General features: G+C 61.8%; 20 protein-coding genes. 8 read left to right on the forward strand and 12 right to left on the reverse strand.

The genetic code is table 11. The annotated features are described in order from the left end of the window. The first annotated feature begins 186 nt into the window (after positions 1–186). Together HMPREF2526_RS10775 and HMPREF2526_RS10780 are read left to right on the forward strand one after the other, a co-directional pair. Positions 187–729 (forward strand): HNH endonuclease family protein, encoded by a 543-nt coding sequence (locus HMPREF2526_RS10775; protein WP_070547260.1) that lies wholly within the window; start codon positions 187–189, stop codon positions 727–729. Between the two features lie 47 nt (positions 730–776). Beyond that, positions 777–1220: a hypothetical protein gene (locus HMPREF2526_RS10780; protein WP_046648900.1), complete on the forward strand. Its 444-nt coding sequence runs from the start codon at positions 777–779 to the stop codon at positions 1218–1220. A 104-nt stretch (positions 1221–1324) separates the two neighbouring features. Here HMPREF2526_RS10780 and HMPREF2526_RS10785 read toward each other — a convergent pair whose 3' ends face one another. The 8 genes from HMPREF2526_RS10785 to HMPREF2526_RS10820 form a co-directional block, all read right to left on the reverse strand. Further along, positions 1325–3322, reverse strand: a complete 1998-nt coding sequence (locus tag HMPREF2526_RS10785; RefSeq protein ID WP_070547261.1) for a DEAD/DEAH box helicase — start codon at positions 3320–3322, stop codon at positions 1325–1327. Between the two features lie 76 nt (positions 3323–3398). Beyond that, entirely contained in the window at positions 3399–4949 is a 1551-nt protein-coding gene (locus tag HMPREF2526_RS10790; protein ID WP_070547262.1) for an ATP-binding protein, read from the reverse strand. A 58-nt stretch (positions 4950–5007) separates the two neighbouring features. Then, entirely contained in the window at positions 5008–6186 is a 1179-nt protein-coding gene (hutI, locus tag HMPREF2526_RS10795) for an imidazolonepropionase (RefSeq protein WP_070547263.1), read from the reverse strand. Between the two features lie 21 nt (positions 6187–6207). Next, positions 6208–7884 carry a urocanate hydratase gene (locus tag HMPREF2526_RS10800; RefSeq protein WP_070547264.1) on the reverse strand — a complete coding sequence of 559 codons (1677 nt, stop codon included), beginning with the start codon at positions 7882–7884 and terminating at the stop codon, positions 6208–6210. Between the two features lie 317 nt (positions 7885–8201). Beyond that, positions 8202–9101 carry a DUF559 domain-containing protein gene (locus tag HMPREF2526_RS10805; protein ID WP_070547265.1) on the reverse strand — a complete coding sequence of 300 codons (900 nt, stop codon included), beginning with the start codon at positions 9099–9101 and terminating at the stop codon, positions 8202–8204. A gap of 249 nt (positions 9102–9350) precedes the next feature. After that, positions 9351–10904 carry a histidine ammonia-lyase gene (hutH, locus tag HMPREF2526_RS10810; RefSeq protein ID WP_070511507.1) on the reverse strand — a complete coding sequence of 518 codons (1554 nt, stop codon included), beginning with the start codon at positions 10902–10904 and terminating at the stop codon, positions 9351–9353. Positions 10905–11088: 184 nt separating this feature from the next. Then, on the reverse strand, positions 11089–11817 hold the full coding sequence (locus HMPREF2526_RS10815; protein ID WP_046648892.1) for an IclR family transcriptional regulator: 729 nt from the start codon (positions 11815–11817) through the stop codon (positions 11089–11091). Positions 11818–11854: 37 nt separating this feature from the next. Next, positions 11855–13201: a YjiH family protein gene (locus HMPREF2526_RS10820; protein WP_070515527.1), complete on the reverse strand. Its 1347-nt coding sequence runs from the start codon at positions 13199–13201 to the stop codon at positions 11855–11857. 368 nt (positions 13202–13569) lie between these two features. Between HMPREF2526_RS10820 and HMPREF2526_RS10825 the strand changes: the two genes are divergently transcribed. The 4 genes from HMPREF2526_RS10825 to HMPREF2526_RS10840 are packed head-to-tail and all read left to right on the forward strand — an operon-like array spanning position 13570 to position 19480. Continuing rightward, entirely contained in the window at positions 13570–14970 is a 1401-nt protein-coding gene (locus HMPREF2526_RS10825; RefSeq protein WP_070547266.1) for an amino acid permease, read from the forward strand. 2 nt (positions 14971–14972) lie between these two features. Further along, entirely contained in the window at positions 14973–15941 is a 969-nt protein-coding gene (gene hutG / locus HMPREF2526_RS10830; protein WP_070547267.1) for a formimidoylglutamase, read from the forward strand. 33 nt (positions 15942–15974) lie between these two features. Then, complete coding sequence (locus tag HMPREF2526_RS10835; RefSeq protein ID WP_070515521.1) at positions 15975–16367, forward strand: (deoxy)nucleoside triphosphate pyrophosphohydrolase; 393 nt, start codon at positions 15975–15977, stop codon at positions 16365–16367. Beyond that, entirely contained in the window at positions 16364–19480 is a 3117-nt protein-coding gene (locus HMPREF2526_RS10840; RefSeq protein WP_070547268.1) for a DUF3427 domain-containing protein, read from the forward strand. Before HMPREF2526_RS10835 ends, HMPREF2526_RS10840 begins: the two co-directional genes overlap by 4 nt. A 350-nt stretch (positions 19481–19830) precedes the next feature. Here HMPREF2526_RS10840 and HMPREF2526_RS10845 read toward each other — a convergent pair whose 3' ends face one another. After that, positions 19831–21066, reverse strand: coding sequence for an MFS transporter (locus HMPREF2526_RS10845; RefSeq protein WP_070547289.1), 1236 nt, complete (start codon positions 21064–21066; stop codon positions 19831–19833). A gap of 94 nt (positions 21067–21160) precedes the next feature. Here HMPREF2526_RS10845 and HMPREF2526_RS10850 point away from each other — a divergent pair, with 94 nt between their 5' ends. Next, positions 21161–21682, forward strand: coding sequence for a hypothetical protein (locus tag HMPREF2526_RS10850; protein WP_246819891.1), 522 nt, complete (start codon positions 21161–21163; stop codon positions 21680–21682). A gap of 67 nt (positions 21683–21749) precedes the next feature. Here the strand turns inward: HMPREF2526_RS10850 and HMPREF2526_RS10855 are convergent, their stop codons facing one another. The 3 genes from HMPREF2526_RS10855 to HMPREF2526_RS10865 all read right to left on the reverse strand — a co-directional run bounded on the left by HMPREF2526_RS10855 (position 21750) and on the right by HMPREF2526_RS10865 (position 25355). Next, positions 21750–22601: a hypothetical protein gene (locus HMPREF2526_RS10855; protein ID WP_070547269.1), complete on the reverse strand. Its 852-nt coding sequence runs from the start codon at positions 22599–22601 to the stop codon at positions 21750–21752. A 62-nt stretch (positions 22602–22663) separates the two neighbouring features. After that, positions 22664–23539, reverse strand: a complete 876-nt coding sequence (locus HMPREF2526_RS10860) for a DNA primase (RefSeq protein WP_070547270.1) — start codon at positions 23537–23539, stop codon at positions 22664–22666. A gap of 76 nt (positions 23540–23615) precedes the next feature. Beyond that, a complete protein-coding gene (locus tag HMPREF2526_RS10865; protein ID WP_070547271.1) occupies positions 23616–25355 on the reverse strand; it encodes a carboxylesterase/lipase family protein in 1740 nt (579 codons plus the stop codon). 114 nt (positions 25356–25469) lie between these two features. On the opposite strand from HMPREF2526_RS10865, the gene HMPREF2526_RS10870 reads away from it, so the two are divergent. Then, positions 25470–26237 carry a hypothetical protein gene (locus HMPREF2526_RS10870; protein ID WP_049156986.1) on the forward strand — a complete coding sequence of 256 codons (768 nt, stop codon included), beginning with the start codon at positions 25470–25472 and terminating at the stop codon, positions 26235–26237. Positions 26238–26329 lie beyond the last annotated feature (92 nt).

The raw sequence follows: 26329 nt of genomic DNA on the forward strand, positions 1-26329 counted from the left end.
CTTTCCTTTAGCAGTGATAGCGGGATCAGTAATTTTGACATTCTTAATCTATTACCAAGCTAATTATTAAAACTATTCTTATTTTGTCAAGTTTTGTTGACATCGCACCCCACCTCACTGCGTGCTTGGTGGCTCCCCTCCGAGCCCTTGAGGAACCCCTCCACGCTACGCACAGTCTAAAAGTGCATGAACCTGCGCGCGGCCTATATCGGTTTCCTCTCCATAGCCACGGTGGCCTACGGCGGCTACCATCTTCTTCCCGGCCCGGACCTAGGTGTGGCTACCGTGCCTGCGCGTGTGGAGGTCTCTGGCTACGACCGCGATGACTTCGGCGGCTGGGCGCCGGGCACCCGCGATAACGTCAAAGCAGCGCAGACCATCGACGGCACCCTCTTCGATCCTTATGCCCGCGCACCTGCGGCGGAGCGCGTCGAAGTCGACCACGTCTTTCCGCTCTCAGCAGCCTGGGATCTCGGCGCGTCAACCTGGCCGCGGGAAAAGAAGATGGCGTTCGCCAACGATCCGCTCAACCTTGTTGCCACCGCCCGCAACTTGAACCAAGCCAAGTCCGATTCCCTGCCGGCGGACTGGCTTCCGCCCGCCAACCGCTGCGACTATTCCCTGCGCCTTGCTGCGGTGGCGCGCAAGTACCAACTCCCGCTTCCCTCCCGCGACTATGCGGTCATGCGCCACCAGTGCCGATTCGATTTCATCTCCCAGCACCGTTAGACTTTCGCTGGGAAAAGCCCCGTACAGAAAGGTAAAGCGCACTCCCCATGACAAGCTTGCTCATCTTCCTTCACGCCTTCGCTGCCATCTTGTTGGTCGGTACCGTGTGTATCTCCACCTCCGCCTTCCCTGCCCAGCTGGCAAAGGCTGGCGCCGGTGATGCTTCGGCCGCTGGTGCCGCCGGCATCCTCAACAAGATCACCTCGACCTATGGCTACATTTCCGCCATCGTTCCGGTCATCGGCCTGGCTGTTTTCCTTACTGACCTGGCTGCCTACAAGTCTCAGGTCCAGTTCCACATTGCCCTTCTGCTCTCCGTCATCGCCTGGGTCATTCTGCTCGTCGTGGTTATCCCGAAGCAGAACCAGGCCATGGCTGCGATTGCCAGCCCGGGCAGCGCCGATGTGGCCAAGCTGAAGAAGCAGCTGGCGATGTTCTCCGGTATCTTCAACCTGCTGTGGGTTGTCTGCGCCATCCTGATGTACGTCTAAACTCTTCGGTTTAGGCCTCAACAGATAAAACCTCCCAAGCTCTCAGTGAGAGTTTGGGAGGTTTTCTCGTGCAGCGTTGGGGCCGCTGCGGCGCCTAGCGGAGCCTAGTCGCGCCAGCCCCCGCGGCGACCGCCACGGTCGCGGCCACGTCCACCGCGGTCACGGTCACGGTATCCGCCGCGCTCACCGCGTCCGCGTCCTCCGTAACCGCCTCGACCGCGGTCGTCATCGTAGTTCCGGCGCGGCGGGCGGCCGGTATCCTTCTGAATCTTGATGAGCTGTCCAGAAATGCGGGTGTCCTTCAGACGGTCCAGCACTGCCGGGTCCAGGTTCTTCGGAAGGTCCACCAAGGTGTGGCCCACCGCGATGGTAATGCGGCCGAAGTCCTTGGAGGTCAGGCCACCTTCATTGGCCAGCGCGCCCACGATCGCACCCGGGCGCACGTTCTGACGCTTGCCGACGTCCAGCCGGTACGTCTCAAAGTCCCCATCCGGGCGGCGCGGGCCGCGGTCACGGTCGCGGCCACCGCGGTCACGACCACGATCACGGTCACGCCCGCGGCCGTCGCGCTCGAAGCGATCGCGCTCGCGACGGTCCTTCTTAGTCACCGGGCGCTCCTTGAGCAGGAAGTCCGTCCCGCCCTGCAGCTGCACGGCCAAGGCCGCGGCGATATCATCCATCGCCACATTCTCCGCTGCGGAGTACTCGCGCACCATGTCGCGGAAGAATTCGAACTGCTTGTCCTCCTGCGAAGCGCCGATGGAAGCGAAGAACTTCTCCTTACGCTTAGCGTTGACCTCATCCGCGGTCGGAAGATCCATCTCCTCCAAGCGGGCGTTGGTCACGCGCTCGATGGAGCGCAGCATGCGACGCTCACGCGGGGTGACAAACAGGATGGCCTCACCAGTGCGGCCAGCACGGCCGGTACGGCCAATGCGGTGCACGTAGGACTCGGTGTCATTCGGGATGTCGTAGTTGACCACGTGGGTAATGCGGTCCACGTCGAGACCGCGGGCGGCAACGTCGGTAGCCACCAAGATGTCGAGGCGGCCATCCTTAAGCTGATCGACGGTGCGCTCACGCTGCTGCTGGGCAATATCGCCATTGATGGCGGCAGCGTTGTAGCCGGCCTCCTTGAGGCTATCGGCCACGTCTTCGGTCGCGTGCTTGGTGCGGCAGAAGACGATGATGGCGTCGTAGTCAATGACCTCGAGGATGCGGGTAAAGGCATCCATCTTGTGGCGGTGCGGGGTCAGCAGGAAGCGCTGCGTGATGTTGTCATTCGTGCGGCGCTCCGACTTCACAGTGACCTCGGCGGGGTCGTTGAGGTACTGCTTGGACAGGCGGCGAATCGAGTTCGGCATGGTGGCCGAGAAGAGTGCGACCTGCTTGTCTTCCGGGGTGTCCTCAAGAATGCGCTCGACATCTTCCTGGAAGCCCATGTTGAGCATCTCGTCCGCCTCATCGAGGACGAGGAAGCGCAGCTGCGAGATATCCAGGGAGCCCTTCTCCAGGTGGTCGATGACGCGGCCCGGGGTGCCCACGATGATCTGGGCGCCACGGCGCAGCCCGGAGAGCTGGATGCCATAAGCCTGGCCGCCGTAGATGGGCAGAACTTCGATGCGACCCAAGTGGTCGGCGAAGGACTGGAAGGAGTCCGCTACCTGGAGGGCCAGCTCGCGCGTGGGCGCGAGGACCAGAGCCTGCGGGTAGCGGGCCTCGGTATCGATCTGGGAGAGAACCGGCAGCGCGAAGGCCGCGGTCTTACCCGTACCCGTCTGGGCCAGACCGACGACGTCGCGGCCCTCCATGAGGATCGGGATGGTTTCTTCCTGAATTGGGGATGGCTTGGTAAAGCCCACCTTGGACACGGCTTCCTGAACGTCATCGGGAAGGCCGAGGTGTGCAAAACCCTGGGAGTTGTCGTTGGCTGAAGTTTCTTCAGCGCCGGTGTCCTCAGGGTTATTCGCAGCCCCGGTGTCCTGGTTGGATACCTGCGAAGCGTCCAGAGCTTCGCCACCTTGCGAGTTTTCCTGAGATTCCGACTTATTGAATTCTTCCGGCTCGTTTACGCCGCCGGTGGCGTTATCGGTAATGCTCATTGCTCAGACCAGAGTACGGCACCGGCACCCAATTAGCTATTTCACCGCTGAATTACCCGACCTTTTCCGCCTCGGGCTACTCCTTCGCAGCGTAACGCGTGGCGCGGTCACCGTGTTTGCCGCGCATCGTGACGTGCCCGGACTCGATGAGCTTGCCCAACGCGTAACGCACCTGGCCGCGGGTGAGCTGCGTGCTGTTTACGATGTCCACGAGCGAGAGCTCGCCGTTCCGGCGTAGTGCAGCAAGCACAAGTGCCGGGTTTCCGCCGAGCTTGGCGACGAGCCCGTCTTCCACCACACTGCCCTCCTTCGCTGTCTGCGCTGGGGCAAGCGCGGGCTCAAAGGAAGCAGAGGCGCTGCGAGTCGCGGGGCCGTGCTCGTCATCGCCTCGCCCCGCTCTCCAGAGGATCACGGTGAAGCGAACACCAGTGTCGATGAGGGTCGGCGGGCGCAAGCCGGCTTTGCGAAGGGACTCAAAGACGACCTTCATGCCTCCGCCCTGGCCCTCGATGACGCGCTCGCCATCCTCTAGACGCAATTTCGTGCTCAGTGCATACAGGCGCGGGTTTACAGCGACGGGTGATAGCACCCTTCCCTTGAGTTCTTCCACGGAGATGCCGCGTAGCCCACCCGGGCTGGTCACGATCAGTGCCTGGCGAGTCAGCCGAATGGTGACGAACTTCCCGGCACCTAAGCTTTCCGGCCCGAGGTCTCGGTGGACCACGGCATTAGCTATGACCTCGCGGACCGCTTCGAGGGGAAGCTCGGGAACCTCGCGCAGATGTCCATCCGTGCCATAGACCAAGTCGGTATCGATATTCCGGCGCACCCACGCCACGGCCGCATCCACCAGATCCGGGACGGGCCCATAAAACTCTTCCAGGTTCCGGGTGCGCGGTCCTTCCTCCCCCGCCGGGTATTGCACGGCCGCAGAAATATGCAGGTCGGGAAAGAATCCCTGCGGAAAGCGCCCCAGAGCGTACAAACCGGCCACACTCAGTTGTCCTCGGGAATCGACCACGCGGAATAGCTCCAGTAACTCGGCATCACTCGCACCCCGCAAACGAGCGGTGGCTTTGCGCAGCTCCGCCACTGCTTCCTTGAGCACCGAATCATCACAAACTTCTAGGCTTGACCCAGGAACGGGTTCTGAGTCATAGGCAATGGCCTCGCGCGCGTGTAGTTTATCCACCTCGATCATGCGGAGGTCATTGGAGCTCATGACATAGTCACCGTCCGCCATGCGCAGGTAGGGCCGCCCCCGATAGAGCGCCGGCCGCTGGTGCGGCAGCACGCCTTCGATGTGGCCGAGCACCACAGCACGCCCTTCGATTTGGAGGGTCTGGGTCTCAATGTAAGGCGCGGGTTCCACGAGGGTGCGTGCCTGATCCGCCAGGGCGCCTTCGATAGCGCCAGGATCGTCCACGCCGTGCACCGCAAAGCCGGGCTCCGCCACTCCAATGATGACGGTGCCGCCACGCGGCATGTTGGCGAAGGCACACAGAGTAGCCCCCAGGGACTGCGGCATTCCGCCGCGTCCCGATTTCACCTCCACGGTCGTCGTATCCGACTGCAAGAGGCGACAGTGCTCGAGGTAATCCTCGAGCTGCTCTGCTGTCCACATCATGCCTGCAGAATACCGCAGACTGCAAAGTTTTACACTCTAGAGTGCGAGACTTTGCTTTCTAGACCTCGCAGCCGCCGACGAAGGTCTTGAACGTCATCGGCATGCCCGGGCGGTAAGCCAGGTGGATAGCGCTCGGGGCATCAAGCACGTGCAGGTCCGCGGCTGCACCGACCACCAGCGAGCCCTTAGCCGGGCGGCCCTTCGCGTCCTTGCCCTCACCGACATCCTGGCGGCGCAGCGCGGTGGCACCGCCCAGCGTGCCGGCGGCAATAGCCTCATCCAGAGTCAGGTGCTGCTGAAGCACGGCCGTGGTCACGCAGAAGTTCATCGAGGACGTATAGGACGTGCCCGGGTTGAGGTTGGAGGCGATAGCGACGGTCGCGCCGGCATCAATAAACTTGCGTCCCGGCGCCAGCGGCTCGCGCGTGGACAGATCGCAGGCCGGCAACAGTGTGGCCACCGTATCGGAGGAGGCCAGGGCCTCAACATCCGCATCGCTGAGGTAGTTGACGTGATCCACGGAGGCCGCGCCCAACTCCACCGCGAGCGCCACGCCTGGGCCCTCGCCGAGCTGGTTGCCGTGCACGCGCACGCCAAGTCCGCGAGCCTTGCCGGCCTCGAGCACGCGGCGCGATTGCTTCTCGTCGAAGGCACCACGCTCGCAGAAGACGTCAATCCACTGCACGTGCTCCGCCACGCCGTCGAGCATCGGGCCCACAACCTCGTCGAGGTAGGTTTCGGCCTCTGCTCCCGGCGGCACGAGGTGCGCGCCGAGGAAGGTCACGTCATCGACGTGGCGGGCCGCCACGCGAGCGGCCTCCACCTCGGATTCGGTATTGAGACCGTAACCGGTCTTCGTCTCCAAGGTGGTCGTTCCACCCCGGCGGGCAGCGGCGATGCGCTCCACCAGAAGCTTTTCCAGGCGCTCCTCCCCCGCCGAGCGGGTCGCGTCCATCGTCACGGCGATGCCGCCAGCTTGGTAGGATTCGCCCGCCATGCGGGCCTCAAACTCGGCGGAGCGGTCGCCATCGAAGATCATGTGAGTATGGGAATCCACCCAGCCCGGCAGAACTGTGCGCCCGCCCAGGTCGACCTTCTCGTCCGCGGCCGGCGCCTCGGACGCCGATCCGATCCAGGCGATGGTGCCGTCGGTGTTGGCGATAAGTGCGGCGTCGGCAAGCGTGCCTGCCTCCGACACCGTGCGCAGCTCTGAGATTCCAGTAAACAGGGTGGACATGATCTTCTTTTCCTCTCTTGTCTAGTCGCGGGCCTTGAATTCCATCGGGATACGCACACCGCGCTCGTCGGCGACTTCCTTGGCGCGAGTGTAACCGGAATCCACGTGGCGGATAACACCCATGCCCGGGTCGTTGGTCAGCACCGCGCGCAGCTTGGCGGCGGCCAGCTCGGTGCCATCGGCGACGGTGACCTGGCCCGCGTGGATGGAGCGACCCATGCCCACGCCGCCGCCGTGGTGGATGGATACCCAGGTGGCACCGGAGGAGACAGCGGTCATTGCGTTGAGCAGCGGCCAGTCAGCCACGGCGTCGGTGCCGTCGAGCATGGCCTCGGTCTCGCGGTACGGGGAGGCCACGGAACCGGAATCGAGGTGGTCGCGGCCGATGACGATCGGAGCCTTGATCTTGCCTTCCTTGACCAGGTCGTTGAAGAGCAGGCCAGCCTTGTGGCGCTCGTTGTAGCCCAGCCAGCAAATACGTGCCGGCAGGCCCTCGAACTCCACGTACTCCTCGGCGGCATCGAGCCAGTTGTGCAGGTGCTCGTTGTCCGGGAAGAGCTCCTTAAGTGCTTGGTCGGTGACCTTGATGTCCTCCGGATCGCCGGAGAGCGCTGCCCAGCGGAAGGGGCCGAGACCCTCGCAGAAGAGCGGGCGGATGTAGGCCGGGACGAAGCCCGGGAACTCGAAGGCGCGCTGGTAGCCGGCCTTGCGGGCCTCATCGCGGATGGAGTTGCCGTAGTCGAAGACCTCAGCACCCTCGTCCTGGAATTCCACCATGGCCTGGACCTGGGCGGCCATGGCCTCGCGGGCCTTCTTGGTGAAGGTGGTCGGGTCTGCCTTGGCCTCGTTGCGCCAATCCTCGACGGTGATTTCGGTGGGCAGGTAGCTCAGCGGGTCGTGCGCGGAGGTCTGGTCCGTAACGATATCCACGGTGAACTCGCCCGCGCGCTGGCGGCGCAGCACCTCCGGGAAGACCTCGGCGGCGTTGCCCACCAGGCCGACGGACAGCGGCTTCTTGTTCTCCTTGGCGTCGAGCACCAGCTTGAGTGCCTCATCCAGGTCGGTGACGACCTCATCGAGGTAGCGCTTGGACTGGCGGCGCTTCAGGCGGGTCTCGTCAACATCGACGATGAGGCAGGCGCCGCCGTTCAAGGTCACGGACAGCGGCTGCGCGCCGCCCATACCGCCGCAGCCACCGGTCAGGGTGAAGGTGCCGGCGAGCGTGCCGTTGAAGCGCTTCTTGGCCACGGCCGCGAAGGTCTCAAAAGTACCCTGCAGGATGCCCTGGGTAGCGATGTAAATCCAGGAACCGGCCGTCATCTGGCCGTACATCATCAGGCCCTCGTCCTCGAGCTTGCGGAAGTGCTCCCAGTTAGCCCAGTCGCCGACCAGATTAGAGTTGGCGATGAGCACGCGCGGTGCCCACTCGTTGGTCTTCCAAATGCCCACCGGCTTGCCGGACTGCACCAGCAGGGTCTCGTCGGATTCGAGATCCTTCAGCGACTCCACGATGGCATCAAATGCTTCCCAGCTGCGGGCTGCACGGCCGGTGCCGCCGTAGACTACGAGGTCCTCGGGGCGCTCGGCAACCTCGGGGTCGAGGTTGTTCATGAGCATGCGCAGCGGGGCTTCGGTCTGCCAAGACTTGGCGTTCAGTTCGGTTCCGCGCGGGGCGCGTACTTCGCGGGGTTCAGACATGACTTCCTTTCGCTCGTGCTTTTCGACGCCCTTCCAAACCCCCAAGGCCGGTTGCCCGGGGCTGTCCCTTGTGGGGCTTGGTCAGCGTCACACATCAGAAGCTACTGTGACGCAGCACCATCTTCTAGGGCTCTTTTGGCCTGCCTGTCTCAGATACAAGACTGTCGCCCGACCAGTATTGGGCGCCGCGCTGCCTGCAATCCAGAGCCCAACCCAAAAGTGCAGACCTGGAAGTGCATTCACGCAGGTGGGCGTCGTCCAGCGCCAAGGCAGTGCTTTGCGACGACCAGCAGGTCTGCACTTCCAGGTCTGCACTTTTACAAGCGCGGGCCGCGTGCCAGGTGCTTGCCCACCGTCTCCTGGAAATAGTCAGGCCGCGAACTCAACTGTTCTGGGCTAAACCTCAAAACGATGTAGCCCTTGTTGAGGATGGCTTGCTGGCGCCGATGCTCCGCGCGAATTACCTCTTCGGCCTCGAAGCGGTACTTGACGTTTCCGTCAATCTCAATCACGAGCCACCCATTAATGACCAGATCCGCTCGATAGTTCTCAATCACATACTGCGCCTTGACCCAGCGCAGCTCCGGGTAGTCCGCCGCAAGAATCAAGGCACGGGCATAGGATTCCCACGGTGACTCCGCGCAATTGACGCTTTCAGCAACCGCCCGCCGCGCGGCGGCAACACCCTTAACTCTCCCCATAGCGCCGAGCGTTTCGTTAATCCCGAACTGACCTACATTGCGCGCCCGCACGGCATCGACGGCAACGAGCCCCTCCTCAAATCCATAGAACCGCGCAATATCAATGGCCGTGCGCTCCAGGGTTGACACGCGAATCCCGTGAACCACCGTCTCTTTACCGCGCAAATCCATGCGGCGATAACGGACAGTGGCTTTAGATCGTGGAGGTACCGAGTTCGAAGGCAACGTCGCCTCCCATTCGGTCGGCGGCACAACCAGCGGAATTCCATGAATAAGGGCGGCGGACTTTCCCACTAATGTCGCCTTGGGCAAGGTCAACCCGAGCACGTACGCCTTCGCGGTCTCCTTCTGCCACGGCTTGAGTTCGTGCCAATGCACCATCGGCAGCACGAAGCACCACGCCAGTTTGGCCACCTTGCCGGCGTGCACCTTCTTCCACCGGGGATCATCATTGGGTAGCTTGCGAAGGTCGATAAGATGCTGGTCTAAGAAGTTAAAGAGTTGTTCATTGTTCATGCACTACTCATAACCCAGCTTTGTGCGCCTCGCCACAGATAGGCTTCCGTTCTTCGCCTCCGCCGCACTACCTGCAATCCGGTGCCCAGCCAAAAGTGCAGACCTGGAAGTGCAGATGTGCAGGTGGGCGTCGTCCAGCGCAAGGCAGTGCTTTGCGACGACCAGCAGGTCTGCACTTCCAGGTCTGCATTTTTGGAAATAAGACGGCAAGAGAAGGCCCCATGGCACATGCCATGGGGCGGGAGGTGTTTAGCGCAGCGTGCCGACGGCCCCCTCTACCGCAGCCACCAGCGCACCCTCCTTGACCAGGCGCACGGTCTCCTCGATCTCCGGAGAGAGGTAGCGGTCGGTGCCCGGGCCTTGGACGGTCTGGCGCAGGGCATCGATGACCGCGCCGGTACCCTTGGCCGGCTGGCCCTCGCGCATATCGATGGCGCGGGCGGCGGTAAGGATTTCGATGGCGAGGACGCGCTGCAGACCGTCGACAGCCTTGCGGAGCTTGCGAGCACCCGACCAGCCCATGGACACATGGTCTTCCTGCATGGCCGACGACGGAATGGAATCCGCCGAAGACGGGTTGGCCAAGCGCTTGAGCTCAGAGACGATGCCCGCCTGCGCATACTGCGCGATCATGTGGCCGGAGTCCACACCCGGGTCATCGGCCAGGAAGGCGTTGAGGCCGCGGCTGCGAGCAACATCGAGGAAGCGGTCGGTGCGGCGCTCGGAAATGGAGGCCAGGTCCGCCACGACGATGGCCAGGAAGTCCAGCGCATAGGCCACCGGCGCGCCGTGGAAGTTGCCGTTGGAGACCACGCGCCCGTCCTTGGCCACCACCGGGTTGTCGACGGCCGCGGCCAGCTCGCGCTCCGCAACCGTTGCTGTGTGCGCCACGGTATCGCGGAAACCGCCAGCCACCTGCGGCGCACAGCGCACCGAGTAGGCGTCCTGCACCTGCTTCTTCTTAAATTCCTCGAGAGCGGCCGCGAGAATCTCCGAGCCCTCTGCGACCTGCAGGATATTGGCCGCAGCATCTGCCTGGCCTGGGTGCGGGCGCAGCTGCTGCAGGTCATCGGCAAAGACCACCAAGGTACCCAGCAGGCCCTCCACCGTCATCGCGGTGGCGATATCGGCGGTCTTGGCCAGCTCACGCAAGTCTGTAATGGCCAGGCAGAGCTGGCCCAGCATGCCATCGGTGCCGTTAATCAGTGCTAGGCCTTCCTTTTCCCGCAGCTTGAGCGGCTCGATACCCGCAGCGGATAGGGCTTCCGCGGCCGGGGTGACCTCGCCGCCATCAACGCGCACCTCGCCTTCACCGAGCAGTGCCAGTGCGCAGTGCGCAAGCGGTGCAAGGTCACCGGAGCAACCCAAGGAACCGTATTCGCGGACCACCGGGTGGATGTTGGCGTTGAGGACCGCAGCATAGGTTTCCGCCACCACCGGACGCACGCCAGTACGCCCAGTGCACAGGGTGGACAGGCGCAGCAGCATGAGCGCGCGAATGACCTCTTGCTCAACCTCCGGGCCCGTGCCTGCTGCATGCGAGCGCACGAGCGAAAGCTGCAGCTGCGCGCGCATCTCCTCCGGAATGTGGCGGCGCGCTAGGGCACCGAAGCCGGTGGAAATGCCATAAACCGGAGTCGGATCCTGGGCCAGCTCCTCGACACGCTCGCGGGTGGAGGCGATTTCCGCCAGGGCATCCTCAGAAATCTCCACCTTCGCGCCATAGCGCGCAACGGCCACGACCTCCTCGATGCTCAGCGCACCGATACCCACGGTCACGGTGGAGGGATAAGAATTAGACATGTAAGGCTCCTTTGACGTCGCTGCGGTACCCCGCCCCACCACCCGCGTGGAAGGGAAGAAGGCACGCGAAAACACGTACTTGCTTTCACAAGAATAGAAAAATAGTGATACGCGCGACAGCCTTACGCGTTGCGCTCATAGTACAACAGGCTGCCCGGCGCGCCAATACCCCGCGCACGACCAGTTAGCGGCGCCCGTACATTCTCTCCGCCACCTGCTGCGCTGCCGCGTGCAGTTGCTGGGCGACGTCGGCGGCGTCGGCAGTCCCCACCGGGAAGGTCACCGCCAGCGCCGCCGCGGGCCTGCCCACGTGGTCAACCACCGCCACGCCTACCGACGCCTGCCCGCGCGCCACCACCTCAACCTCTTCGGCCCATCCGCGTTCGCGCACCTGGCGCAAGATTTCCTTGTACTCCCCAAAACCTAAAGAACCGGGGACGAATGCTGCACGCCACTCCGCCTCTGGGAGCAGGGCCAGCATCGCCCGCCCAGAGGCCGTGCGCTGCGCCTGCAGCCGCACTCCCCTCTCCGTCACCAAGGACAGCGCCCCCGGCGCGCGAATCTCGTTGAGGTAGAGAATCTCCGAGCCCGCCAAACGCGACAGGTGCCCCGATCCCCCGACACTGCTGGCAATCCGCTCGAGGTGCCCCTGGGTTACCCGCACCAGGGGCTGCTGCGTGGCGTAGGCAGCAGCCATCGAATAGGCAACGAGCCCCAACCCATAGGTCTGGTTCTCCGGCAGGTGCACCACAAATCCCGCGTCCACCATCTCCTTGAGCAGGTGATAGGTAGTGGAGCGCGGCAGGTCCAGCTCACTGCGGATGCGCGCGGCGGAAATCGGCACGTCGATAGTGGACAGCAGCCGGAGGATCTCCAGCGCATTGCGCGCCGCCGGGACTCGGGAGGTACTCATGGGCCCACATTCTAGTGAGCCCTCGTACAAGTCCCAGCTAAGTCACCAGGAAGGCAATCGGCGTCGCAATAATGATGGTCAGCACCACGCGCTCGAACCAGATGACCACGATCTGCCAGAGCTTAATCGGAATCTTGGTGGCTAGGATGCACGGCACCAGCGCGGAGAAGAAGATAATGGCGGAGATAGCCACCACGCCGATGACGAACTTGAGCACCATGCTTTCAGAGCCCGCCACGGCCGTCGCCGGCAGGAACATCTCCGCAATACCCATAGCAGCGGCCTTGCCCGCCAGCTCCGGCTCCGGCAGCTGGACAAGCCACGCGAACGGGTAGAACAGGTAGCCCAGCCAATCAAAGAGGGGCGTGAAGTTAGCCAGCAGCAGGCCAATCAGGCCCACGGACATGATGGAGGGCACAATCGCCGACGCCATGCGCACGCCATCGCGCAGGTTCTCCCAAATGGCAGCGCCCAAAGACGGCGCGCGGTCCAGCGCCAGCAGCGCTTCCCGCCACGCGGCCTTAAAGAAATTGCCCTTCACCGGCTTTTCCGGATCCGCTTCCACACCATCGATGTAATCATCAGGAATCCTGCTCAGCGGCGGAATCCACACGGTAATCGCGGTGACCAGGAAGGTCACCACGAGGGAGACACCGAAGTAGATGCCCCACATATCCATAAGGTCGAGCTGCTTGGCGACGATCACCATGAAGGCAGCGGAGACCGTCGAGAAGCCCGTCGCGATGATGGAAGCCTCACGCGCGGTATAGCCGCCGCGCTGGTACACGCGGTCAGTAATGAGGATTCCCAAAGAGTAGGAGCCCACGAAGGAGGCCACCGCGTCAATGGCGGAGCGCCCCGGCGTGCGCCACAGCGGGCGCATGATGGGCTGCATGAATACGCCGACGAATTCCAGAAGGCCGTAGCTGATGAGCAAGGCCAAGAACGCGCCGCCGATGGGCACGATGAGCCCGACTGGCGTGGCAATCGAGTTCCACAGGAAGGGCACGATGTCCTCGTTGCCCAGCACTCCGGGAAGCTTTCCGATGACCATCAGGAAGGAGACCACCAGGCCCACCACGTTGAGCGCAGTAAAGACCGCCTGGAGCGGGCCTTCTTTCCAGTTTTTATTCACGATGCTGCGCACCGTGCCGTAGAGCGCCAGCGCCAGGATGAACCAAGGCACCAAGACGTCCGCATAGGTGCGGATGATGGTGACCATGTGGTCAAGCGGGATGGATTTCTTTCCGTCGTAGCTAATGGGAAAGAAGAATACGAAAGCGCCGATAGCACTGTAGACGAAGAGGCGCCAGATACCCTTCTTGGAGGGGACGTCGTCCTCGCTCTCGTAGAAGGCGTCAACGATTGCGTCTTCAGATTTCATGTTCTACCTCACGGTGGTGGAAACGACACGTCATTAGCACGGCCACAACACGTCCACTACACGAACGCGCCAAGCACACCCTCGCCAACACACGACGGCGAGTGCTTGTAGCCATGCCCACGCGACAGCCACACGCAGGTCTTCCATATACTAATGCCACCCCGAACAAATGTCACATAGGTCACCCCCGAGCAGCGAATGGGTGCAGGGTCATAGGGCAGATCGACCTCTGCCCCGTAGCGGAATTGACCGGACACACTAACTAGAGGAAAGTAGCTCCCGGAATCACTCGCACCAACCACTCCCCTCATCCGCAGCGCTAAGACTAGCTAGCGCCACAACAGGGGCACAGAGGAGGACGCATCCCCGTGGCAGAAACCACCACCAAGCGCCCCGGCTTGAAACACCGGCACCTGCACTTTATTGCCTTAGGTTCGGCCATCGGCACCGGCCTGTTCTACGGCTCCGCCGGCGCCATCCAAGCCGCCGGCCCCTCGGTCCTCTTGGTCTACCTCCTCGGCGGCGCCGTGGTCTACTTTCTCCTGCGCGCACTCGGAGAGATGTCCGTGCACCACCCCGTTACCGGCTCCTTCGCCGAGTACGCCCGCACCTTCTTAGGCCCCTGGGCCGGCTATATCACCGGCTGGATGTTCGCCTTCGAAATGGTCATCGTGGCCCTCGCGGATCTCACCGCCATCGGCGTCTACATGCAATTCTGGTTCCCCGGCTCTCCCAAGTGGGTCTGGGTCGCCGCCACGCTCCTCCTCGTCGGCGGCGCCAACCTCGCCACCGTCAAGGCCTTCGGCGAGCTGGAGTTCGCCTTCACCATCGTCAAGGTCGGCGCCGTCATCGCCATGATCCTAGGCGGCGTGGCCGTGCTCGTCTTCGGCCTCTCCACCGCGGAGACCACCGGCCCGGCCAACCTGGTCAACGATGGCGGCTTCTTCCCCAACGGCGTCTCCGGCATGGTCGCCTCCTTCATCCTCGTCCTCTTCGCCTTCGGCGGCACGGAGATCGTCGGCGTCGCCAGTGCGGAGGCAGAAGATCCCGCCAAGTCCGTGCCCAAGGCCGTCAACACCATCCCGGTGCGTATCCTGCTGTTCTACGTCTTGGCCATCCTGGTCATCCTCATGATCAACCCCTGGCGCAGCATCACCGGTGAGGAAAGCCCCTTCGTCCAAATCTTCTCCACCCTCGGCGTCACCTGGGCTGCGGCCGCCCTTAACGTCGTGGTTATCACCGCGGCGGTCTCTGCCATCAACGCCGATCTCTTCGGCGCCGGCAACGTTCTCACCGGCCTGGCCCGCCAGAACCTCGCGCCGAAGGTCATGGCCAAAAAGACCCGCGGTGTGCCGGTCATGACCATGATTATCCTCATTATCGTCATGATCATCGGCACCGGACTCAACGCGCTCATCCCGGACAACGTCTTCGAGGTCATCGCCTCCCTCGCCACCTTTGCCACCATCTACGTGTGGCTGATGATTCTGCTCGCCCACGTGGCCTCCCGCCGCCAAATGCCGCCTGAAGAACGCGCCAGCCTGAAATACACCGTCCCCTTCTGGCCATGGGGCCAGTACTTCTCCATCGCCTTCATCATCTTCACTTTTGGCATCATGGTGTGGCAGGAGCAGTACCGCCCGGCACTCGCCACGGGCGTTATCTTCATCCTCCTGATGACCGCCATCTTCTACCTCACCGGCCGCCGCAGCGCCGCCGCGAGCTCCCCACAGGGAACAGCTCCGCAAGGAACAGACGCGAAAGGATAACCATGAACACCGTTGATGCCCCCGCCTACTCCCCTGCCCCCGAGTGGTCCGGCCGCTCCGATGGCCCAGGCCCCGAGCATGCGCGGTGGCACAGCGTGATTCGCCCGCTGGACGTCGCCAAGCCCCAGGCAGAACCCGGCGTCGCACTCCTGGGCTTCGCCTCCGACGAGGGCGTGGAGCGCAACCATGGCCGCCCCGGCGCGGCTGCGGGCCCGGCCGCACTGCGCGGCGTCCTGGGTTCCCTAGCGCTGCACCATACGCATCCGTTGTACGACGCCGGCACGATCACCACCCAAGGCACCGACTTGGAAGGCTCCCATGCGCGCCTCTCCGACGCAGTGGAGACACTCTCGCGCGCCGGGCACCTGCCCATCATCCTCGGCGGCGGCCACGAGACCGCCTTCGGTTCCCACCGCGGCGCCTTTAGGGCTCTAGGCCCTCTGCAGATCATCAACCTGGACGCGCACTTCGATCTCCGCACCGCGGACGTGCCTACCTCCGGCACCCCGTTCAAGCAGATTTCCGAACTGGTGGGCCGGGAGGACTTCGACTATTCCGTCCTGGGAATCTCCCGCCCCAACAACACGCCCGTGCTTTTCGACGAAGCCTCCGACCTCGGCGTCACCGTCGTCCTCGACGAGGAACTGCTCAGCATGGACCGCGCCCAGCTGCGCGAAACCGTCGAGCGCATCTGCGCCGGCACCAAGCCCATCCACCTCTCCATCGACCTCGACGTGCTGCCTGCCGACCAGGCACCTGGTGTCTCCGCCCCCGCCGGCCTCGGCGTGCCGTTAAGCATCATCCGCGAACTCGCACTCACCATCGCCGCCACGGGACGCCTGGCGCTTGTCGACGTCGTCGAGCTCAACCCCACCTTCGACACCGACGCCCACACTGCCAAGCTGGCCGCGCGGTTGATTGATGACATTGTGACGGCGCATTTTTCTGCTGCCGCGGACACGAATTCCTAGATAAGACCGGGGCCAGCCGGCATACTGGTCCCCATGAGTTCACCGATTCGTGTTGTCGGAGCCGTCTTCGCTAAGGGCAATAGATTCCTGGCCTGCCGCAAAGCCCCGGGAAAATCCCTAGCCGGCATGTGGGAATTTCCGGGCGGCAAGATTGAACTCGGTGAAACACCCGAGCAGGCTCTCGCGCGTGAAATTAAGGAAGAGCTTTCCGTAACCGCAACCGTTGGCGACAAGGTCACCTCGACCGTGTACGAGTATGACTTCGCCACCATCGAGCTCACTACGTTTCTGTGCACCATCGAGTCCGGTGACCTGACTCTCAGTGATCACGATGCGACTCGTTGGGTGTCCCCTGCCGAGGCGCAGGAACTCGACTGGGCTCCCGCAGACATCCCCGCCGTCAAGCTGGTTTCTTCGCGCCTATGAGTTCCGATTCTCTCCTGCCTTTCGGCATCTATGAAACCCCGGTCACCGCTCGTATCCAGGAGCGGATCGAGGAAACTAAGCGGGCTCGTCCCACGGCCGCAACGGGCATCGCCCATGGAACCATGAAAGACGTGAACCCTCGGTTCGCCGCGGCAGTGTCCCAGCATTTTGCCAAGGTCCTCGAGCAAAAACTAACAGAGCTAAATAAGCCCGAGGAGCGCGTGGCCCTCATTAATGGACTCGCACAACACCTCGGGGAAGATGAGTCTATTTCTGCGGAACAGCTGCTCTATGCCATCTACAGCTCAGAGCTCGCAGAGGCACCAGAGCTTCCCGAGGTCTCACTCAACGCCAGTGCTTTGTTCACCAACAGCGTGGACGACACCAATATGTCGGTCGAGATCGCCCGCGAGATCCGCACTGCGGACTCCGTCGATTTGCTGTGCGCTTTCATCAAGAGTTCGGGTATTGCGGTCATCAGCGATCAACTGGAGTACCTCAGGGATCATCAGATCCCGCTGCGCGTCATCACTTCGACGTATTGCGGAGCGACCGAAGCCGCCGCCGTGCGTCGTCTCGTGGAGGACTATGGCGCTGAGGTCCGGATTTGCTATGAGCACAAGACCACTCGCCTGCATGCCAAGGCCTGGCTCTTCCGCCGCCAGTCTGGCTTCGATACCGCGTTCATCGGTAGCTCAAATCTTTCGCGCTCGGCGCTTGTCGACGGCTGGGAATGGAACGTCCGCGGCTCCCGCTCCTCCACTCCGGAGATCATCGAAAAATTCATCAAGACCTTCGATAGCTACTGGTACGACACTCACTTCAAAGCCTTCGACCCCGAGGAAGACTACGACCGCCTCGTAAACGCGCTCGGCAGCGCCAAATTTCTCGAATCAAAGCACGGCGAGAAGCTCGAGCTATCTGGCCTTCGCGTTGAGCCCTACCCCTACCAGGAGGAGATGCTTGAAGCCCTAGAGTCCGAACGCGAAGTTCACGATCGCCACCGCAACCTCCTCATTGCTGCCACCGGTACAGGCAAGACTGTTGTGGCAGCACTGGACTACCGCCGCTTATGCGAGAAGCTGGGGCGTAGGCCACGGCTACTATTCATTGCGCATCGGCGCGAGATTCTTACCCAGGCCCAGCGAACCTACCGCGAGGTTCTTCGCACTTCTGGTTTTGGTGAGCTCCTCGTCAGCGGTGAGCAGCCAGCCGAGTGGGACCATGTCTTCGCCAGCATCCAGTCCCTGCAAGGGAAGCGCATGGCCCAGATTGCGCCGGATCACTTTGAAGTCGTCGTCATCGATGAGTTCCACCACGCCGAGGCTTCGACCTACCGGGCAGTGCTCGACTACCTGCAACCGCGCGAGCTCTTGGGGCTAACGGCCACACCGGAGCGCGGTGACGGCGAGAACGTGCAGAAGTATTTCGACTACCGCGTGGCCCATGAACTCCGCCTCTGGGATGCGTTGCGCCTACAGCTCCTTGCACCCTTGCACTACTACGGGGTGGACGATGACACGGACCTGACGAGTCTGACTTGGAACCGCGGGAAGAAGGACTACCAGGCTTCGGAGCTCAGCGAGTTCTATATCAAGGCCGGTGAAAAGCGCACCAGGTTCATCATCAATGAGCTCAACCGTCGCATTTTCGATCTCTCCGAGATGAAGGCCCTTGGCTTCTGCGTGACCATCGCCCACGCCGAATACATGGCGGAGCAATTCAACCTTTTCGGCATCCCTTCCCTGGCGGTCAGCAGTAAGCTCAGCGTTGATGAGCGTCGCCGCGCCATCGAGCAGCTTCGCGAAGGCACTATCAAGATTATCTTCGCGGTCGATATTTTCAACGAAGGCGTCGACATCCCAGCGGTCAACACGCTGTTGCTTCTGCGCCCGACGCAAAGCCCGGTGCTCTTCGTCCAACAGCTTGGCCGAGGTCTGCGCCTCAACGAAGGAAAGAATGCCTGCACCGTCTTTGATTTCTTGGGCCTCCAGCACGAGGAATTCGATTTCGAAGAGCGCTTCAAGGTGCTTACCGCCGCTCGCGGAAAGAACTTGGCCAAGGAGGTAGAGCAAGGATTTCCTACCGCCCCGCCAGGCTCCAACATCACCTTGGACCGTGTAACGACCGAGCGCGTTCTCAAGAACATAAAGCGCTTGGCACGTAACTCCATTAAGAAAATACGAGCACTTATTTCTGATTACGGCACAACGGACCTCGCCAGTTTCACTAACAGCTCCGGAGTTCCGCTAGAAGACATCTACCGCCGCAAGGGAATTACGTGGACCACGCTGCTGCGCGATGAGAAGCTTCTGCCCTCCGTCCCTGCGAGCGAGCACGAAGAGTTTCTACTCAGCCGAATCCGGGTCCTGTTACACATCAACGATCCCAACCGCGTAGCGGCCTACAGTCTCCTGGTTTCTCGGGATGGGCCCACCCAAAAGGACATGACTCCCGAGCAGGTTCGGTACGCCACCATGCTCGTGCTGGCGCTGTGGGCGAACTCAAATACGCCGGTACCGGAATCCTTGGACGAGGCCCTCGGAATCATCCGCTCATGCCCTTCCTTCGTCGCTGAGGTAACTCAGGTCATGCAGCTCACGCTCGACCGCTCCCGCGTCATTCCAGAGAAGTCAACGAACAGCGTCTTGGAAACTCACGCCGACTACAGTCTTGCCGAGCTCGTCGGAGCTTTGGACGATGGCACGTTGCGCAAATTGGCAAATCTGCCGCGCGAAGGTGTACGGCGCTTCGATGCATCAAACACCGACCTCTTCCTCGTTACCTTTCAAAAAGACGAGAGTGTCAGTGCTTCCACGAACTACCGCGACTACCCACTGGCGCCGGATCGCTTGCACTGGGAATCCCAATCCACCACGTCGCTCAAGTCCGCGATGGCACGGCGCTACATCCACCATCATGAGCTCAACGGCAACATCATCATTGCTACGCGCTTTAACAAGCGGAACAAGGTGGACACTGCATCGGCATACACCTTCCTCGGCAATGTCGACTACGTTACGCATAGGGGCGAGAAGCCCATCCAGTTTGAGTGGAGCCTTCGCCGTGACATGCCTAAACAGCTTTATGCCGCTGGACGCACTGTGGCTTAAGTCTCACATAAATATAAATAATAAAGTTGACACCACAACTAACCCACTTTAAGATTTTCTTAGCAGATTAAGAAGAGTGCAGTCTCTGTTACCTTGGTGCAGAAGTGTGGAGGACGATCATGGGAGCCGCCAGCAAGCGTAGCCGGAAGCGGTGGAGCCGACCAGAGAACGGTTCCGAGACTTCCACGTACGGCTTTACGCGTTTTCGGGAGCGCAGTTTTAAGACTGGCACCACTCCACGCTGGGCCGCGTGCAGCAAGAAAGTACGCCGCACTCGCTAGGGATACACAGCCCTGAAGACTCAGGCTCCGTCAGTACTGTACTGACGGAGCCTTTCAGTTTTCCGTCTACTATCGCCGCGGGCGGTAGCGGCGGCGCAGGCCGCGCAGAATGCCTGTTCTCTCCCCCAAGGTGTCGCGGCCGAAAACCCACGCCACGACGCCGGCCGCGGCCACTACCGCGCAGAAACCAAAGGCTGCCTCAAACCCGTACCTATCTGCCAGCAGACCAATGACGATGGGGCCCAAGATTTGCCCGAAGTCACCAGCCATCTGAAAAGTTGATAGCACCTGTCCACCCGAGCGCTGCGAGCCGACGATATCCGCCACTGCTGCCTGCTGCGATGGGGCGATAAGGCCCGAAGCCGCGCCGGACAGGGCGGAGAGAATGAGGAGGGAAACGATGTTCGTCGCCAAGCCCAGCGTGCCCACAAACAGAGCGGAACCCACGAGCCCCGCAACGATGAGCGGACGGCGCCCCACACGGTCCGACCAGGAACCGGAGAACTGCAGAACAATGGCGTTGCCCGCGGCGAAGGCAGCCAACGCAACGCCGGATGTGGATGCGCCGTTGGCAAAAATGGCGGCCGCGAACAGCGGGAGAACCGCCACGCGCACGCCCATGTTGATCCATCCTTGGGCGAAGTTCGACGTCAGCACTGCGCGGAAGGCAGTATCCGCCCAGGCTTCCTCCAAGCGCATCGGTGTCAGGTGGCGCCGGCGTTCATCGGCCTCGTTGACCGAGGGCATAAGGATCCACACAACGACTGCTGCGATGGCTACGCCAACGCCATAAATGACGAAAGGCCAGCGGAATCCTAAGAAGGAGAGGCTTGCGCCCACGAGCGGGCCAATCACATTGCCAAGCAGGAAGGATGTTGCATAGGTGGCCGAACAGCGCCCGCGGATGCTGGGTGGCGCCAGGCGCACAATGAGTCCCATAGCCGCGACGGTGAACATCGTCGAACCAATGCCAGCGATTGTGCGCAAGACGACGATCTGCCAGTATTCCTGCGCCATTCCCACCAGGCCGGTCGTCGCCGCAACGGTGAAGAGACCCGTCACGTAGACGCGGCGCGTGCCCACACGGTCGATGAGGAACCCAGCGGCCGGAGCGAAGATGAGGCGGCTGGCGGAAAAGACGGAGACAACGAGGCCTGCTGCGGCCATTGAGACGTCGAAGCTGACGATGAACTGCGGCAGCAGCGGCGCAATGAGCCCGTACCCCAAGGCGATGATGAACCCGGCGGTGACCATGACCCAAATTTCCCGCGGGATTTTAACCTGCGGCGCAGCATTATTTTTCATATCGCCACTCACTGTATCCCACTCCGCCAAATCATCGCACACGAGTTCGATACTCGTGGAGGGAATGTCCGCTCGGTTTTCTAGTGTGTGGGCCATGAAGAACTACAGCAGCATTTACCAATCCGTTCAGTCCCCGTCCACGCTCAGCCCCGGTGAGCTCACCACGGAGATCCTTTACCACCACCATGAAACGCTTCGCTCCATCGAGAGCATCATCCGCCACCCACGCTCGCTCGCGCGGCCCACGCCGCAGTGGCGTCCACCATCCAAGGTGTTGCCGCCGGTAGACATACAAGGCGAAGAATCACTACCGCTGACTTTTACTGTCTCACGCCACCGCGTGGGTGAGCGGGCTAAGGCCCGCGTTCTGGGTTATGGCGAAAAGCGCGTGCCCTCTTACCTCATTACGGTGCGCATCACCGACCCGACTGGGCGTCCCGTTGCTCCCTCCTTGGCTGAGGCATGGGTCCGGGCACTGGTTCCAGAGGAGCTTGTCTCCGCGGTGCATGAGATTTCCAGCAGCAGTGCAGCGACGTTTGTGTGGCTGGTGGATAGCACCTATACCCCGGTGCATTCACCGCTCTCCCTCTTCGAAGGATTCAGCCAAGCCGCTTAAAACCTACTTAACTACTAGCCAAAGTAGGTGTGGCCCGAGTGGTCGGAGCCGCGCAACTTTAGAGCTTTCAGAAGTAGCGCTGCATCCGGCCCAAGAGGTTGCGGGGTGGTTCCTCATCAAGAGAAATCGAGAACCTGTCCTCCGTTAAGACACGGGCACGGGATCGGCGTGTCTCCGGGTAGTCATATAGACGGAGGATGGGCTGCGGCGCCAAGCGAATAGCTACGCAGACTACGAGGGCCGTGAATGTCTTATCAATCACGTCGGAGCTCAGACTCTGCAAAAGAACCGCCAGGCGCCCGTCATGCAAAATTAGCTCCCACAGCGCCATGAGCTTGATGGGTCCGCTTTGCCCATACTCACTGGGCAGGAGCAAGGTACACATCGTGGTCAATAGCCCGGCGACTACACCCACACCGGCGCCGGTGAGCATCATGACCAACATCCGCTTAAAGGCACCACGACGTGCCAGCCAACCAAATAGGTAGGCCACCACCACGGCCACCGGGAGGTACACCAAAAGCAGCGGGTTGTTGATGCTGGCCAAGCACGCAGTCAAAAGCGCTGTTCCCATGCCTAACACCGGACCGTAGACAATAGCCACGAATGCTGTACCCATCATGTCCAGGTATAGGGGCACGTTCACGTTGAAGATCAGCGATGACAGCACCAGGTTCACTGCCACCGCCAGCAACGGGTTAAGCAATGCGTGATGACCCAAAGAACGCCACTGCGCGGCAAGGAAGAGAAGGGCGCCGAGCAGGGTCAGGCACCACACACTGATGGAGAGGACAGAGCCAAAAACATAGTCCCCGCTACCGTAGTTCGAATTCAGCGACAGGACCCAAGCCAGAGCCGCGCACACTAATGCGGAGCCAACACACAGGCGTTGGCTCCGAGATGCCTTCTTGTCCGGCATGTGTTTTGGTTGCTCCTCATTAACGTAGGGAAAAGTACGCACCTACCCTACCCTGGGAGCTTTTAGCCCTCGGAGTCACCGTCGCTATCGGCATCCTCTGCTTCGTCCTCGTCGTAATCATCGTCATCGTCCTCATCGTCGTCGAAGAGAACGTCCTCCTCGTCCTCATCGTCGGCGCCGAAGATGTCATAGACCTCAGGCTCGTCGAAGTCGGAGTCATCGATGCTCACCAGCTGGGCTTCCCAGTCCAGGGCTTGATCAGAAACCAGGCTCAGCACATCAAAGAGGCGGTCGAAGTCGGTGTAGGTGCCCAGTTCGAGGGCCTCGGCGGGAACCTCGATGATGGGGGCTAGCCCGCCGTCCTCGTCTTCCGCATCACCGAAGATGGCAACGCGCTCTTCCTCGCTCATGTCCTCCGGGGTATCAACGTCCCAGAGCTTGCTGATTGCCTCATCCTCCAGCTCATCGAGCTCTTCCTCATCGAAGTCGAAGGAGAGGAAACGCACGATTGCGCTCGGGACACCATCGATGGTTTCCACCAGCACGCGCAGCTCCGAGTCGTTTGCTACCTCCGCCACGACGAGGTTCGGGTTGAACTCATCCTGGAGAAACTCCAACTCAGCGATGCGCTCATCGGTGCCCTCCAGCAGATCACGCAGCACGGTTACCACCTGGTCGGTCGCGATGTGACGCGACACAGCCTCGACTGCATCCTCGACGGAGAACGCCACAGAAACTAAAACGGCCTCGAAGTCCTCATCATCTTCATCCACATCGGCTGCGGCAATATAGACGTTGGCCGCCGGCAGGATGGGGTCAATTTCCACAAACTGGATTTCCAAATCGGAGGTGATGGGCACGAACATCACATCGTCGTTGACGCGGGACTCAATGCCCTCCCCGTCCAGCGCAGAGGCGATATCTTCAAAAAAGCTCATGTGATTAACATCCGTCCATGTGGGAGTCTCACCCGGGCTGCTGCCAAGGCCCCACACATCTTACCTGCGATCCCCATCAATAGCTCTCCTCATTGAGCAGGAATCCCAGTTCCTTCAGAATCTCCGGGCGCCCAGTGCCCCACTCCAACATGTCGTAGGCCTCCCATGCTTGGCGACGCCCCTCCATCGGCGCCTCCTCCACGCGCGGCTCCACATCGAAAACCATGGTCGAGCGCTCTGGGGCTGTGTACTGCGGCCAGTCCTCTCTCGGAGCCCCGCCCCGGATGAATTCGCCCCATTGCGTCTGCATGGCCCCGGTTACGTTCTCCATTTCGGAAGGCTTGGCGATGGTGTTCAGGAAGGAGACGCGCGACGCTCCTGGGTCACCAAAGATATTGGAGAGCTCCATCGAGTGCATCGCCCCCAACCCCAACCAGCGCAGTGCTGCCGGCGCGAAGTCGAAACGGTACATCCACGTCGGATAGCGCCGTGCGTGTTCGGAGGCCACGCGGACGGTGGGGGCCCAGAAGAGGGCGTCGGTCAGAAGGTCCCCAAAGTCGCGGCGTGAGACCGCACCGCCGTATGCCGCAATGACGTCCGGCGCACTCTCCGGATCGAAAGAGGCCAGCAGCCGCAGAGCCGCGCGCTCGCGGGCGCGCTGGCGTTGGAAGAGGAACTTACCAAAGCTAGCCTCACCGGAGTTGGTTCCCACCAGCAGCGGCACTGGGTGTTGGTTGCCGTCCTCAAAGGCCTCGATGGGATGTTGCGGGATGAGGTCACCGTCGACAGTCGGCGCGTAGCAGGAGTTCAGGTACAGCAACTCGCCCGCGCGCCACATCATGGACTGCCCGGAGCGCACCAAGTCCGCGAAATCCTCCTGGCGCAGATCATCCGCGGTGGTATCGCGCGGCAAAGCCATCTTGTGAACCAGCTCGCGGGCCCAAAACACCGACTGCGCCCGCGAATGAATCATGCCTATGGGCGGTGACTGCGCAATCGCGCGGTGAAAAAGCCCTTCTGCGCGCGGCACGGCCATGAGTGTCAGGACCGCTGCGCCGCCAGCGGATTCGCCCATGAGCGTGACGTTGTCCGGGTCCCCGCCGAAGGCGGCAATATTCTCGCGCACCCACTCCAGCGCTAAGACCTGATCCGCCACGGCCGGGTTGGCGCAGGCCTCCCCGCCAAGACTGCGGACGTCAAGGTAGCCCAAGGCGCCTAAGCGGAAATTCACCGAAACATAGACCACTCCCATCTGGGCCGCGAACTCGAAGCCGCGCAACATCAGCATGTGGGAGGAACCCACAATGAAACTGCCGCCATGCAGATACACCACGACGGGCAACTTCTCCCCTGCCGTGGAATCCGCCGGAGCCCCGGAGCCTGCCGAGGTCTCCGAAGGACCTGTACGGTGTGGGCGGACGATATCAAGGGTCAAGCAATCCTCTGCGCCTTCAATGCGATCCGTCCAGGAATAGACCGGCTGCGGGGCCACGTGCCCGAACTCGCGGCAATCCCGGATGCCTTCCCAGGACGGGGCGGGGCGCGGCTCCATGAAGCGGTTGGTGCCAGACGTATCCGCGCCGAAAGGAATGCCGCGCCAAGAGCGGACCGGAGCGCTCAGCGGGCGGTCCGTGCGCAACTCTTCTTCGATGCAGCCGCGTACCCAGCCGCTGGTGGTGAGCACCGTGAGGTCGTCGGCAAGCGCGGTGCGTGCCGCCTCCTGCGCGGCGCAGGCACGGGCATGCAGGGATTCGGCAAGCAAGCGCGCCGCTGCCGCGCTGACCTCGCGCGAAGGGGAAGGCTCAAACTCGCTCATGACTCATACACTAATGCCCTAACCTGCAGGCGCGCTGAATAAAACGTTTTCGATACGGTGGTAAACATACAGTTCAGATTCACAATCAGATTTAGTTAAAAGTTAGGTGAGACAATGTTGGACAAGGTCTTTGGCAAGGACAGCAAAGATAAGGCAGTTAGTCGCCGGGAAGCATCGGTCGATCAAGCCGGCTCCGCAGAGGCCGTGGGCACCTTAGAGGTCGATGAAGCCAACCGCATTACCAAAGGATTCCTGGGGGCCATCGACAAGATCGTTTCTGTTCAGTCGTCTGTCATCATCAACTACGTCGAGGGCGTGAAGAAGCGCAACCCCGACGCCAGTCCGGCGGAGCTGCAAGAGCTCATCGACAAGCACTTCATGAACATCATCACCGGTACGGGTGCTGCCGCGGGCGCCTCCGCGGCTATCCCCGGCATCGGCTTGGTCACTGGTGCAGCCACTATTGGCGCGGAATCCTTGGTCTTCCTCGAGGCGGCTGCTTGGTACATCCTGGCTTCCGCGCACCTGCGCGGTGACAACATCCGGGACAAGGAACGCCGCCGCGCCCTGGTCCTAGTGGTGCTCACTGGTTCTCAAGGCAGCGCATTGGTCGATACCTTTGTGGGTGATGCAACCTCGCTCTCCGGAGTCACCTCCGCTGCTACTCTTTCGCGATTCTCCGGCCCCACCCTTAGCGGTCTCAACGGCCGCTTGACCAAGCTATTCATGAAGCAGGCCACCAAGAAACTCAAGTGGGCATGGGTGTCCAAGCTGCTGCCGATGGGTGTGGGCGCGGTACTGGGAACGACCGCCAACCGTAAATTGGGACGCCAAGTGATCAACCATGCGGGCACCCAGCTCTCCCCCCTGCAGGGGGAATAAAAGGGGCGAAACCCGCCCAGGGTAGTGAGCAAACTTACAAGGGCCGTATCATAAGGGGAGACACTTTTCGGGGTGCCTTTCGCACCCGTGGA

This window comes from Corynebacterium sp. HMSC070E08 (assembly GCF_001808895.1).
In the GTDB taxonomy this organism is placed as follows: domain Bacteria; phylum Actinomycetota; class Actinomycetes; order Mycobacteriales; family Mycobacteriaceae; genus Corynebacterium; species Corynebacterium hiratae.

Excerpts from the sequence above, each read along its gene's own strand:
- HMPREF2526_RS10775 (WP_070547260.1), top strand. The coding sequence starts at position 187 with ATGAACCTGCGCGCGGCCTATATCGGTTTCCTCTCCATAGCCACGGTG.
- HMPREF2526_RS10780 (WP_046648900.1), top strand. The coding sequence starts at position 777 with ATGACAAGCTTGCTCATCTTCCTTCACGCCTTCGCTGCCATCTTGTTG.
- HMPREF2526_RS10785 (WP_070547261.1), bottom strand. The coding sequence starts at position 3,322 with ATGAGCATTACCGATAACGCCACCGGCGGCGTAAACGAGCCGGAAGAA.
- HMPREF2526_RS10790 (WP_070547262.1), bottom strand. The coding sequence starts at position 4,949 with ATGATGTGGACAGCAGAGCAGCTCGAGGATTACCTCGAGCACTGTCGC.
- hutI (WP_070547263.1), bottom strand. The coding sequence starts at position 6,186 with ATGTCCACCCTGTTTACTGGAATCTCAGAGCTGCGCACGGTGTCGGAG.
- HMPREF2526_RS10800 (WP_070547264.1), bottom strand. The coding sequence starts at position 7,884 with ATGTCTGAACCCCGCGAAGTACGCGCCCCGCGCGGAACCGAACTGAAC.
- HMPREF2526_RS10805 (WP_070547265.1), bottom strand. The coding sequence starts at position 9,101 with ATGAACAATGAACAACTCTTTAACTTCTTAGACCAGCATCTTATCGAC.
- hutH (WP_070511507.1), bottom strand. The coding sequence starts at position 10,904 with ATGTCTAATTCTTATCCCTCCACCGTGACCGTGGGTATCGGTGCGCTG.
- HMPREF2526_RS10815 (WP_046648892.1), bottom strand. The coding sequence starts at position 11,817 with ATGAGTACCTCCCGAGTCCCGGCGGCGCGCAATGCGCTGGAGATCCTC.
- HMPREF2526_RS10820 (WP_070515527.1), bottom strand. The coding sequence starts at position 13,201 with ATGAAATCTGAAGACGCAATCGTTGACGCCTTCTACGAGAGCGAGGAC.
- hutG (WP_070547267.1), top strand. The coding sequence starts at position 14,973 with ATGAACACCGTTGATGCCCCCGCCTACTCCCCTGCCCCCGAGTGGTCC.
- HMPREF2526_RS10835 (WP_070515521.1), top strand. The coding sequence starts at position 15,975 with ATGAGTTCACCGATTCGTGTTGTCGGAGCCGTCTTCGCTAAGGGCAAT.
- HMPREF2526_RS10840 (WP_070547268.1), top strand. The coding sequence starts at position 16,364 with ATGAGTTCCGATTCTCTCCTGCCTTTCGGCATCTATGAAACCCCGGTC.
- HMPREF2526_RS10845 (WP_070547289.1), bottom strand. The coding sequence starts at position 21,066 with ATGAAAAATAATGCTGCGCCGCAGGTTAAAATCCCGCGGGAAATTTGG.
- HMPREF2526_RS10850 (WP_246819891.1), top strand. The coding sequence starts at position 21,161 with ATGAAGAACTACAGCAGCATTTACCAATCCGTTCAGTCCCCGTCCACG.
- HMPREF2526_RS10855 (WP_070547269.1), bottom strand. The coding sequence starts at position 22,601 with ATGCCGGACAAGAAGGCATCTCGGAGCCAACGCCTGTGTGTTGGCTCC.
- HMPREF2526_RS10860 (WP_070547270.1), bottom strand. The coding sequence starts at position 23,539 with ATGAGCTTTTTTGAAGATATCGCCTCTGCGCTGGACGGGGAGGGCATT.
- HMPREF2526_RS10865 (WP_070547271.1), bottom strand. The coding sequence starts at position 25,355 with ATGAGCGAGTTTGAGCCTTCCCCTTCGCGCGAGGTCAGCGCGGCAGCG.
- HMPREF2526_RS10870 (WP_049156986.1), top strand. The coding sequence starts at position 25,470 with ATGTTGGACAAGGTCTTTGGCAAGGACAGCAAAGATAAGGCAGTTAGT.